General features: G+C 39.3%; 10 protein-coding genes. All 10 read right to left on the bottom strand.

Annotation, left to right across the window (positions count from 1 at the left end; all coding sequences use genetic code 11):
• Positions 1–7: 7 nt before the first annotated feature.
• Positions 8–3,631, bottom strand: a complete 3,624-nt coding sequence (gene brxC / locus CLOSA_RS14020; RefSeq protein WP_013273420.1) for a BREX system P-loop protein BrxC — start codon at positions 3,629–3,631, stop codon at positions 8–10.
• A gap of 13 nt (positions 3,632–3,644) precedes the next feature.
• Positions 3,645–4,229 carry a DUF1788 domain-containing protein gene (locus tag CLOSA_RS14025; RefSeq protein ID WP_013273421.1) on the bottom strand — a complete coding sequence of 195 codons (585 nt, stop codon included), beginning with the start codon at positions 4,227–4,229 and terminating at the stop codon, positions 3,645–3,647.
• A complete protein-coding gene (locus tag CLOSA_RS14030; RefSeq protein ID WP_013273422.1) occupies positions 4,229–4,825 on the bottom strand; it encodes a DUF1819 family protein in 597 nt (198 codons plus the stop codon). The genes CLOSA_RS14025 and CLOSA_RS14030 overlap by 1 nt, the downstream gene beginning before the upstream one ends.
• A gap of 62 nt (positions 4,826–4,887) precedes the next feature.
• A complete protein-coding gene (locus CLOSA_RS14035; protein WP_013273423.1) occupies positions 4,888–5,097 on the bottom strand; it encodes a helix-turn-helix domain-containing protein in 210 nt (69 codons plus the stop codon).
• Positions 5,098–5,599: 502 nt separating this feature from the next.
• Positions 5,600–6,619: a site-specific integrase gene (locus CLOSA_RS14040; RefSeq protein WP_013273424.1), complete on the bottom strand. Its 1,020-nt coding sequence runs from the start codon at positions 6,617–6,619 to the stop codon at positions 5,600–5,602.
• A complete protein-coding gene (locus CLOSA_RS14045; protein ID WP_013273425.1) occupies positions 6,619–7,602 on the bottom strand; it encodes a tyrosine-type recombinase/integrase in 984 nt (327 codons plus the stop codon). Before CLOSA_RS14045 ends, CLOSA_RS14040 begins: the two co-directional genes overlap by 1 nt.
• Positions 7,595–8,818: a site-specific integrase gene (locus CLOSA_RS14050; RefSeq protein WP_013273426.1), complete on the bottom strand. Its 1,224-nt coding sequence runs from the start codon at positions 8,816–8,818 to the stop codon at positions 7,595–7,597. Before CLOSA_RS14050 ends, CLOSA_RS14045 begins: the two co-directional genes overlap by 8 nt.
• Positions 8,819–8,952: 134 nt before the next feature.
• Positions 8,953–9,216 carry a helix-turn-helix domain-containing protein gene (locus tag CLOSA_RS22205; protein ID WP_330362148.1) on the bottom strand — a complete coding sequence of 88 codons (264 nt, stop codon included), beginning with the start codon at positions 9,214–9,216 and terminating at the stop codon, positions 8,953–8,955.
• A 3-nt stretch (positions 9,217–9,219) separates the two neighbouring features.
• Positions 9,220–11,067, bottom strand: coding sequence for a VirD4-like conjugal transfer protein, CD1115 family (locus CLOSA_RS14055; RefSeq protein WP_013273428.1), 1,848 nt, complete (start codon positions 11,065–11,067; stop codon positions 9,220–9,222).
• Positions 11,068–11,120: 53 nt separating this feature from the next.
• Complete coding sequence (locus tag CLOSA_RS23695; RefSeq protein ID WP_013273429.1) at positions 11,121–12,524, bottom strand: DUF3991 domain-containing protein; 1,404 nt, start codon at positions 12,522–12,524, stop codon at positions 11,121–11,123.
• Between the last annotated feature and the right edge of the window lie 21 nt (positions 12,525–12,545).

A 12,545-nucleotide genomic window follows, 5' to 3' on the forward strand; every position in this document is an offset into this window, starting at 1 on the left:
GTTCCCCCTAAAATTCTACATTGAGAATAATATCGTCTTGGATCCGCTGCTTCAATTTGGCTTTGAGTGCGTCTACATATCGCTCTACATCTGCTTCAGTCTCGATTCTCCATGTTGCTTCGGTATTGATTGTTTTAATACTCACCGTCTTTTGTTTTTTAACTTTAGGTAAATCGTATGTTCCAGGCGGATCACTTACACCACCAGTAGGAGGAACCACAAGAGTTATCGGTTTTCTCGCAGCTATAAGTCGAGCTTCTTCTTCACCTATCTCATTTAGCAGACGTACTTTTAGTGCATCAGCTTCGACTTTAATATTCTGCAGCGTTGCCACGTTATTGCAAGATTCAGCCTTTTTATATAGCTCATCAAAACGTTCAGCAACCTTCTTTGAGAAGGATTCTTTGCATTCTTTTGAATCTAGATCCTCAATTACTCTCTGGCGAGCTTCTTTTATGGAAGCAAAAATCGGCTTCTCCATCTCGGTCAACATACTGCTATATAGATCCGTATAGCGATCCAGCAGCTCGGGAATCTTTCTGATTTCACCGAATGGAGTAGATTTTTTCATGATGCTTTTAACTTCTTCTACGACAGATTCGATCTCAGCATTAACAATGAAAGTTTTACTATCATCGTAAATCTTAATGAGTTTAAGGCTTCGGTTCCAAATATCAATTTGATCCCCTTTAAAGAAGCCTTTAATTGGTTCATAGTCTTCAGCAAAGTCTAAGAGCACATCCTGCTTTTCATCCACTGTTTTAAAGAACTCTGATGAATACTGGATGTCCAGTAAGTTTAAAAGCAATGATTTTCCTTCTTTAACGACATTCTTACCCGGATAGGTTGGTTCGTTTTTATAGTGGATTTCAAGTTTTTCTAAATCATTCTTCAGGTGTGAAGCATACTGCTGGAAGCTCTTCAGGATTGCATCATCTTCATCGCTTGAAGGCGTGATATTGAAGAGTTCCTTCATAACATCTCTTACGGCCTTTTTCTGCTTATCGTTTGCTCTTTCTCTTTTTTCTGTGAGCAGCTTTTCAAGATACTCCTTACGGCTTAGGTAGCGGTATACTTCATCCTCAGTTTTCGTAATAAGAGTAACCACATCATTATTCACAAAGAAAGCAACATCACCATCTTTAAATAGCTTGGCTACCAACCATTGAACATCGTCTTCAATGAATCCGTACGGTGGTTTTGTAAAACGCTCCATAATAGCCTTCATTGAAGTCTTTGCATGTCTTATTGAATTCATACTGATGAAATCAAGCACATCATTGAGTGCAAGCCGGTTAGGAGTTTGCACTGTGCCTTCAAGTGAAATTTGGCTATTGTTCGTGCCTTTCAGAACCGCTCGAACGTTAGCCTCACCCATTGCCGCATCGATGTATGACAGTTTATGGAATGTCGTGTTGACTAACTTGCCCATAGCTTCATTGATGCGAGCAGTAATATCCTTTGCACCAATAGTCAGTTTATCTCCATTCGTATAAATGTCAGCACTTCTAAGAGATTGTTCAAGAAAGATTCGTGCATTTCCACTTCTCTCACGCATCTCCACTCTCTTCGCTTCCTTGATCTGCTCGTACTTTGATACTGTATTTGATGTATTAAGTCTTAAGTATTTTTCAATTTTCAATGCACTTCTAATCTCATCAATAAATGCTTTATCATCGGGGAGAACTACCAGAACACTTTTACTTTGTCCACTCATCAGTCGAAGAGTCGTTTCATCTGTTCCCATCTCATAATTTGGAGTCAGTATTTTCAAGGAAATATCAAAGTTTTGATTTGCCTTATATGGCCTATCATCAACCAATTGATTGAACCCAAAAGTATACCGCCCGTTAAATGCTGGATAACGGTATTTCTTTTCGTCATAAAGCCCATCAAAAATCAATTCTGATACCTTACCAACAACTTCTGAGATTTCTACATTCTGACTTTCAATTTCTCTGTTGATTTCTTGTTCCTCATCCGTAAGGAACACATAGATTTCTCCATTTTTCTGAATCAACGTTTGTCTTACAAGTCGCTTTAATGCCTCTTCAACTTTGCTCTTCAGAGCAATTCTATCCTCATCAATACTTGAGACCATCAAACTTGTGATGTTCTCAAGGTTAGCAACAACTTCTTTGACATACTTAATCATAAACAAAGTCTTTAGTACATTTACATCGAAGCAATCCTCTGCTTTATCAGGATTTAAATACTCATTATCGTAGGCACGGATAATAACACCCTTGTGACTATGATCCAAGAACTGCTCAAGAGCGTCATAAAACATATTGAAGGGCACAATGGTTCCTTCTGACTTGTCCATGATTCTCACAGCAGATTCTTTGAACAATGCCAGCATAGAACGTTCACCCTCAGCTAAGTGTTTGCCGCTGGCACCATGTGTTCTAATCGATGTAAGCACACTGGCAAGAAGGTTGAACTGATACGGAACAAATGGGTAAACAGCAGAGAAATTAACTCTATCGGAGTAGAGCTTCTTTTCAATGCCGTCATTAAATATAATCAGGTTTTTGATTATCGTATCTTTTTCATCATAGAGGAGGCCCAGTGTTTGTCTTCCACTCTCAGTTTTCTCGAGAATTCTTTTTCGGATTACTTCATCAACGTTTGCAGAAGAAAGAGATAGCCTTGTGTCAAACCTGCCCTGAATCTTTGAAAAGTCATTCCCTTTCGTTTTTGTGATACTATCGATGTCTTGCTGGCTCGTTACTACTACCCAAGCCTTACCACCACATGCTGAACCTAAATCCTCAGTGACTGTTTGAAGATTTAACATCAGCTTTGAGTCTTCACCGATATACTGACCGATTTCATCCACAAGGAAAACCACATGATGGTTGTTACCCTTCTTGTCGATATAATGCTTCACCATATTTGCAAAGGTTGCTACATCAATGTTATAAGCTCCTGTAGAGCTTTCACACCAATTTTTAGCAGCCTCCATGCTCATATAGCCAATATGTACTAAGGTTTTGCAAACCTGATCCTGTACGAATCTGAACTGATGCCTTGAGGCTTCCCATTCCTTCCCTCTGATTTCAGCAAATACACTTTTGAACTCCACGTATTTGCCTTCATCGGACAGATGCCTTTCAAGATCTGCCAGAAAAGGGTTTGCTCCATAGAACCCTAGATGCTGATTAAACACTTTAAGGAACACGGAAAGAATCGCCTCTTTGTTATTCTGCGCATCAGCCATGCCGCTTTTGGAGTCTATATTAAACAGGATGATATCGCTTGATACATTTGCAGCTAATTTCATATCTGCAAGCACCATTTCATCCTTAATTTTTCGATCTTCAATGAAATAATCGAGAGCAGTCTTCCCATCGACAACTCTGTTTTCCAAAAGGTAAGACAGTATTTTTAAGAAGTGAGATTTACCGCTTCCGAAGAAGCCAGAAATCCATACTCCCATCTTATCTGTATTGCCTGTTATCCCCTTCTTATAGCTCGAGAAAAAATCAGCAAAATGCTTCTGTAGTTCTCTGGTAACAACATATTCTTCAAGCTCCTGCCTTACGTTTTCATCATCGCCTTGTCCAACTTTAATAACACCTTTGATATCTCTGTCAATCGCTTTTGCAAACATATTCTTTACATACATAGTCTTCTACCCCTTAATCTACAAGCTTGAATGCTCTGTAGTAATTATCATCTTTGATTTCTGAGAAAAGCATTAAGGATTGCCCATCATACTTTCCAGGGAAAAACATAATAACCGGCACATCATCTATGAATTGATGCAAGTTATTTAAAATTTTGTGTGATCGTAGCATTGGGAAGCACTTTCCAACACCTTTCAAGAACACAATGGAGTTACTCGGTGTATTGTTCCTAATATGCGCTAATATTTCATTACTCTGATTGTCCTCTTCCATTCTCAGCATTTCATTAACTGCCTTGGTTATTTCAGAAAAACCTTTTGCTTTCTCAAAGTCCATACATATGTCTAAAAAGCCTTCTCGTATCAGATTGTCGATTATGATGTCATATAAGTCAAAGACAACAATCCGGAAATCATGATTGTCATTTTCATACTTTGAAGCAAGGTACTCGATCCTCTCCCGTACCAACAGCTCATATTCCGCTGGATAATCGAACACATAATAACCAACTTCATTTCCTAATCCTTTGTTTTTTCTGAAATTCGGCTGCTTAATCTTTTCCTCGAGTTTATTCAATCTGTTTTCCAGTTCTATCATTAGCTCACCCCCGTAATGGCTTTAATCATTTGATTATCACCGTTATCTTTCAGGTAATTTTCAAGCGTTATATCCAGAATTGGAGGTGTTATTTTTTTCTCCTTGCCACTAACAGTTAGAAGACCAGCATCAGTTAGGAAATTCATATATGTGCTTCTTAGCCTTCGGAGTGTAACATCCGTCCACGTACTGACATCGTCATCTTGACCTTGTTTGTTTTTGTAGAAGATATTAATATCACTCTCCGTAAGCTCAGGTGCTCCCATCTGAACTTTTTCGCGATAAACCTCATAAAGGAACTCAAAAAACAGTCTATTCTTTTTTGCAATGGCAATCAGATTGATGATCTTCTGCGTGTTCAAGTCTGCGTGAATGAAAACTTGAATCAAACCTGTATCAAGCGCATCTATTCTGTTTTTGAGATATCCATAATTCCGTTTTGCTCGATACTCTTTGGAAATACCAAGCAGATTATCTGTTAAACATAAGTCTTTGATTTCATCCCATGTCTTTCCTTCGTGTTTGAGTTTAATAATTTTCCTGAACTCTATAAACCAAAAGGATTCTGACACAAGACCAGAACTGTACTTCTCCATAGTTCACCCTCCGCATGATACCACTATAAATATATCAAATTGCTTGTCCTATAAAACGGACACTAATCTACACTTTTAACTGCTTCAACAATATCTCCGATATCACAGTCAAGTATTTGACAAATCTTGAGCAATACATCGAGAGATACGATTTCATTCTTTTTTAGTTTTGTAAATGTAGCAGGACTTATCTTCGCTGCTTTTCTTACTTCTACATTCGTCATGTCCTTATCAATTATCAATTTCCAAAGTCTTTTATAGCTTACGCCCATATTTACACCTCTTCACAGCTAACAAATTTTGTGAAAGCCATATAGCTACATTTGATCATACAAATACTACCAAACTCAATTATATCAATAACGTTATAGTCTTTCAATACAATCGTTCAATATCTCAAAAAAAATATCACAAATACGCAAATAATAAACAACCTATTGAACGGTGCTTTGCTGCTTTGCTGTACTTCACCATTAATCCTCTAGTACTCTGCCTTTATAATTGTTCTTTCTCTGATGTTAGATTAATTCTTAAAGTGAGTCCTTCTTGTCAGTCCATCATGAACCCCAGCTCAGTCCACGAAAAAAGCATAGTTCCCCCTTGGTGGAAAACTATAATTATTTCACGACCGGCATACTGCTATTTTATAAAATATCGATTATGTCGAGCTCAACATAACAGGTATTATGTTCGGTAAGTTGTTATGTAGAGTAAAGGGTCGAAGTCGCTGTAGCGAAGCGATTTTCAACCCTTATGACTCTGCATAATAAACGGCTATTTCCCTTTGCCGAAATCTTTTAACCACGTTAGCAAGTCTGTATTTTTAACCCAAGATGGAAATTCAGGTGCAGGAGAATCACCAAGCTTTTCTAAAGCTGCTCTTTTCATTTGAGTATTGGCGCTAGCGTAAATTTGTGTTGTATCAACACTAGCGTGCCCAAGAATATCCCGAATATAAATGATGTTTACTCCAGCTTGGAGTAGGTGCATTGCTTTTGTATGGCGCAGAACATGTGGACTAATTGATTCAGGGAATGTTAATGATTGTGATGATGCAAGTTCAGCGTATTTATTTAAGATATAAGAAATCCCAGAACGTGTTAGCTTGGAATTGTGCCGATTGCAAAATAAGGGATGATCTTGTTTTTCTGGAGCAAGTAGTCGATGCTCAATCATATATCTTTCCAATAGTTGAACTGTCCTTGGTAAGAGGGGTACTTCACGTGATTTTCTCCCTTTGCCAGTCAGGTGAACTTTGGCAGGGTTCTCTAAACGGATATTACGGACTGTTAAATCAGCTATTTCTTGAACCCTACCGCCAGTGTCATATAAAATGCACAATAATGCTAGATCACGTCGTCCTTCAGGCGTTGATGTATTTGGTTGTGCAAGCAGGAGCTTCATTTCTTCAACTGTGAGATAAGTGACAACAGGTAGGCTCTTCTTTTTGGGTGGAATGTTTAAAACCTTTTGGCAGTTCAATAAATTTTGTGGTTGCTCCCCTTGAACATAACGAAAAAAAGACCGAATAGCCATCAATCTCTGATTTCTTGTAGATATGCCGCAGTGCCTTTCTTCCTCAAGCCACAACATGAACTGGGAAACTAAATCAGCATCGATGTCTTTCATTGATATTTTCTCAATCGAAAGATTATGGACATCTCTGCAATACTTTAAAAGTAGCCGGAAAGTATCACAGTAGGATGATATTGTATTCTTACTGACGTTTTTAAGACTTGGTAAATATGAAGTTAAATACTCGGTCAAGAGCTTTGAAAAATCTGTTGGTTTCATCAAATATCACCACCAATCTCAGGTATGATATCCCCTAACTCATGCAGAAGGAGATCTGTCACTTGTGGGAACATATCTGCAGTAAGGCGTAAATAGTAAGCCGTTTCTTGCAAACCTTTGTGCCCTAAGTAGCTACTGAGATAAGGTAGCAATGCTGTAATATCAGCATCTTCTTCAACCCACTTCCTTAAACAATGAACAGCAAATGTGTGCCGCAGGTCATGCAGCCTTGGTCCATTTCCTCTGCCACCATGTGAGATTCCAGCCATCCACAACAGATCCCTATATACGTTATAAAAACATCGTTTTTCATAAACGTCATTGTGGACGTTTGGTAGATAGATAGCATCAGCCGATGAATGAACGTGTACAACTTCAGAATATGCGCGACATATATTTGTTATCTCAGGAGACATTGGTACTAATCTATCTTTATCGAATTTCGAACCGTAAATGCTTAGAATACCATTATCTAAATCAACATTTTTAACAAGAAGCTGTTGTGCCTCAGAAAAGCGTAAACCACAGAAGTATAGCAATCTTATAAATACAGGTACAACCAGATGCTTTGATGTCTTTCTTGATAATGTTTTAATGGTGTCAGCTTGAGTTAGAATTCCTTCGATTTCTTTGTCGCTAAAAATGTAAGGTGAAAAAAGATGATCTCGCTTTGGTATTTCAGGAATAATATAGGCATTCATATCCATACGCTTCATATACAATCCCAGTTGGCGAATTATAATTGCTTTCATCCTAAGTGTCTGTTGGCTCTGAGTGGGATTTTGCTTTAACCAGGCTTCTACGACTTCTCTAGTAAGGACTTGATCGTCCAAGCGAAATGCAATTGAAAATCTATCAAAGTTTTGCAGGTAAGTTGAAACACCATTGTACTGCAATCCTATTCCCCGTTTTTCGGCTATGAATTTCTCGATGGTATCTGCAAGAGGACCTGAAAATGAATTGACTATAATGGGCTTATTCATTTTCAGCCACCTCCCGACTTACCAGTGCACACTTACGCAAATTCTCTATGTCAATGTGTAAGTATGGCTTGGTCGATTCAACAGTTGTATGGCCAAGAATACTTGAAATTATCTCCAATGGAACATCTTGTTCAAGCAATCTACTTGCTAAGGTGTGTCTTAAAGAATGTAGCCCATGATGCTTAGCTGTTTTTAATGGAATGCCTGCTTTTACAAGATACTGCGTTATCAGATAGTGACCATTTTTCATTCGATCAAAGGGCTGAATATGTTTGAGAAAAAGATAGGGTTCGTTTGACTTAGGTCTTCCGTATTTCAAATAATCAATAATAGCCATTCCCAAATCTTCGACAATGGGCAAGTTGACAGAAATACCCGTTTTTTGTTGAACAAATTCTATTCTACTTTCAGACCAGTTTATATTTTCTAATTTCAGATTTAAAACATCAGATGTTCTTAATCCAAGCTGTGTTACAAGAAATATCAAGGCATAATCTCTCTTGCCTTTTGGATTTCCCCTATCAATCACCGACAATAGCTGTTCGATATCATTTGCACTCCAAACAGAGGGAATTCTATCTTGTTTTGGATAGTAAAGAGTCGGAACTGATTTTGAAAGATCATCTTTTCTTTGACCACTAAAATATAACGATTTAAAGAATACTCTTAAGCTTTCAAGATATTGATCAGAAGTCTTTTTGCTGTACCCCGCAAGCCCTGTTACAAAAGAAGAGATATGCTGCGGAGTAATATCATTACAAGCATCGACACCAGAACCAGTAAGGTGTTCAAAGAATTTATGAATCACTCGTATTCGGCGTTGGATGGTTTGATCTGCATTATTCCTTTTTTTACAATGATCCGTGAAACTCAAGATAGCTTGTCGAAAATCTTCAGACATGAACGGCTGCAACTTTCCGTTATGGGTAAGAAGTCTTCCAAAAATATGATAATCACCAAGAACACGCAGAGCCCGTATCATCGCACGAGCAATTCTACTATTGGGAATTCTTTCTGGATAGTCAAAGAGCTCTTTGAGAAATTGTGCAGCTATTTGCTCTTTATAAAATAGTTCTTGCTTGTTTTCCGAGTAACTCTTAAATGCTTGCCAGGTGTCGTTGAAATTCTCAAGTGTTTCCTTCTCATACTTTAGCGACTCACATTCACTAGATACAGCATGAATCAGTTCATTTAGTTTCATTTGATTATGTGCCATAAGCTGACCTCCGTATAATTTATTTGGGCTTGAATTCACCCTAAATGAATTATACCGAGAATTATTATGCGTAGTCATAAGGGTTGAAAATCGCTTCGCTACAGCGACTTCAACCCTTTACTCTACATAACAACTTACCGAACATAATATCGATTTGAAGAATTGCTGCCATTCTCCCTATAGCGGCATTCCTTACGAAGCAATCCACACTTCAACAAATCATTTAGAGCTCGTTTTACTGTACTGACTGACATTGAAGTATCTCTAGCAATGGTTTTTATGGCTGGCCAACATTCGCCTTCTGCATTGCTTCTGTCTTTCAAATACATATATACTGCTTTGGCTCTAGAGGGTATTTCTTCTCGGTATAGATTCCCAAAGAAACTCAACCGCTTCACCTCCTATGTTCTAATAATTGCTTTTCGTTTCACGACTGATTCATCTCTTGAATCCATCGCAGGAGAATGGAGCGTCCCACCCCGCTTGCCGTTTTCAGTAGTTTCGTCATCAGCGGCTTCATCATCCAAATCAAGAGCCATAGTATGTCTCACTATATTTTCTTCAAGCTCCTCTTTATCAGCGTAGTACACTTTACGATGGGACTTTTCCTCGGTTTCATATATCTTTTCAAAGGTAATCCCCCAGTCCAAGAAGAGCTTCAGCTTTGTTTTCATCGGATGCACGCCGGTTTTCATGACAACAAAGTTTCCTTTGGGTAATGCCTTTAGTTCATCCGCTGTGAGAAGTGGTCTTTCTATCATCTGCAAACTTTGAGACGGATCATTCTTACCTCGACTAATGCTGCCACTCATAACAGTTCTGCTGCCAAGAGCCTTAGAGAGCACCTGAGCAGTTTCTGAGTTGGGAGCAAAGCCACCGAAGATGGTAAGCTGACAGTTATCTGTTATGATTTGACTGCCTTCTTTTCCATAGTTTCTATCGAGCTGAGCGAATGACTGAATAATTGGGATCACCGATATCCGTCTCGACCTACCAGCAGACAGCATCATCTCAAAAGACTCAATCTTTGGGATGGTCCCAATTTCATCTGCGTATATCATCACTCTATTTGGGAGCTTACCACCGTTTTCATCTGCCACAGTAAGCATCTCTCGGTAAAACTGTTGTAAGAATAGCGACACCATAAAGTACTTTGTGTTATCTTCCTCCGGGAGAATAAGAAAGATTGCTGATTTCTCGTTACAGAAAGTTTCCGCATCAATCGCCGTATCAAAACATAGAATCTGTTCCATCTCAGAATCCAAAAATGCATTAAGCCTTGATAGTACCGTTGAGAGCACAGATGCCATAGCTTGTTCAGCCGAATTAAGAGCTGCTCCAGCGAACCACTTTGCCTTATGGGTTGGTGGCAGCTTATCCATTAAAAGTTGAAATTGACTTTTCCCTTTGATCTTGCTCGGTGCCATAAGGTCTTGCACCATTTTGAAGACTGAAATGATGTGCCGCTTGTCGACCTTTTTGCCGTCCTCAATTGTTGGTGGGAGAAATTCGGCAATCAAGAGGATCACCGAAGTGAGGAGCCCCTCTGCCGCATCATAGAAGAATGCATTCTGCCCCATAGCTGCATTGTTCCCATCGGTTGAAATAATCGTTTTAGAAATGATTTTCGCATACTTTTCAGCCTTTGCTTTCGCTGAGTAATTGCTGTTATCCTCACGATGCAAATCCATATACTTGTTGACCAGGTGGAGCAGGTTATTCCCATCACTTCTGGTTGGGTTACGCAAATCAATGACGGCGATGTTGTAACCATAGTTTTCTTTCGCAATCATCCCATAATTTCTGGCAAGATCGCCCTTGGTGTCAGTTGTGATAAACGACATTCCACTGGCACAGGCATATTCTAGATTCGGATATAGAAAATATGCCGTCTTACCAACGCCTGCTGCACCAATCATTAAACAGTGGACATCTCCAGGATCCACAATGCTTGTCACTATGTTATTTGATCCTTTGCACCCAACAATAAGCCCTTGTATCGGATTGCCTCTTTCATCAACTGGCAGGTTAATGCCTTGCCTCCACTCCTTCACCTTGAAAGGAATGTGATGATAGGTGTTTTCTATTTCCTTCTTCGTTGCAAATCTTGCGACACCATGCTGTCCATCCCCTACGGTTTTCGATTTGATGCCGTTCAAGGTATAGTAATGGGCAAGCAATGACAGTCCGCCGATAATGGAGAACATAATGGCGGCAGCTGCGATTAACATATAAACTTGTGAACTCATTTTTCACTTCCTTTCCGTACAAAGAGGCACAGGAATTCCCATGCCTCATCCGATCATGCCATTTTTAGAACAGTTGCTTGTACCTGCTTTTGCTCATGGAGCTCTAACTTAATTGTGGCTTTTAAGAGTTCTAACGCTACGCCAAAGTACCCATAAGCACAGTTCATCTTTTCTGTTTCGTCTATGATTCTTGCTGGCTTTTCAATTTTCGAAAACAATTCAAATACTTCTGTGAGTTTCGGATCCCAGCGGCTCCGATTTAGATATGCACGGAATTGCTCACTCATGCTTTGAATAATTTCTTCAGCCGTAATTGGATTTCCCATTTGTCCGTGTTCTCGCATAGCTAGACATAAAAAAACGGCTGTTGCTAACTTCATAGCTTCAGCCGGATGCTCATTTAGGTTGCGAACTTGTTTCAGTATCTGCTCCCCATCTGAATACTCGATATGTGTGGTATTCATATCTTTAACGATTAGCAAGATTTCCTCGCAAAGCTCGTTTTTGAATTGGTGCTGAGGATGTTCTTCAGCCGGAATAGCAGTGCTGTTATGCGCTGCCTTTAAATCTTCATTCCAGTCTTTAAAGCAAGGTACTAACCTACTACAGTATAGATTTCTCTCTGCCAGCATATCTTCAATTTTCTCGCTGGCTTCAATGCCAGCTGAATCATGATCCAAACACAAAACTACATGGGCTAGTTCCGCATTGTTCTCAATGGATTTAAAAATAGATTGCTCGGATATCCCACAAAGGGCAAGGTAACTATGCTTCTTCCAGTCTGAATTCTTATGGACTGTGATAAAGGATAGCAGATCGATTGGCGCTTCAAACACATACAATCGATCACTAATCCCCATGTAATGAAAGCTATAGCACGGATTACTATTATCAATGTTCCCCTTAAAGCCTTTCCCTTCCGTGTAGAGACCTCTTTTATGCGCATGGCGTGGCACTCCATTTTCATCGTAGCCAACAAAAATGGCATTATGATATTCCTTTGATCCATCCACAGAAGGCTCCTTGCTTTCATAAATGAGCTTTTCTCTGGCGAAGAAGCTCACCACTTCACGATCAATCAGTCGATGCTTTATTAGATATGCGAATACTCTTCGCATGTCATTATTGCTCGGTGGAAGTGCAAAGGGCTTTCTGAATATGTCCCGGTCTTCTGCCTTGGCATATGGTACACCTTGCTCACCGTTTAGAAGCATCGTAACTGCATCAGGAAATGATTTGCCATAATAGTTTTGAACGAAATCAATGGCAAGACCACCTTCCTTCGTTGCGTGGTCGAACCATTCATTCCCTCTCACAGTTATACTGTGATTGCTTTGAAGACGCTTTTCTCTTCCGGAAGGCAATAGTGTTTCACCTTGCATTTTTAGGAATATGGCAAGATCCACGCTATTAGCTCTTTGCTTTTGTTCATCGGTAAAGTGAATGTATGTCCCCATAATGTTCCTCCTACTGTTTTC

The sequence above is a fragment of the [Clostridium] saccharolyticum WM1 genome (assembly GCF_000144625.1).
GTDB classification, from domain to species: domain Bacteria; phylum Bacillota; class Clostridia; order Lachnospirales; family Lachnospiraceae; genus Lacrimispora; species Lacrimispora saccharolytica.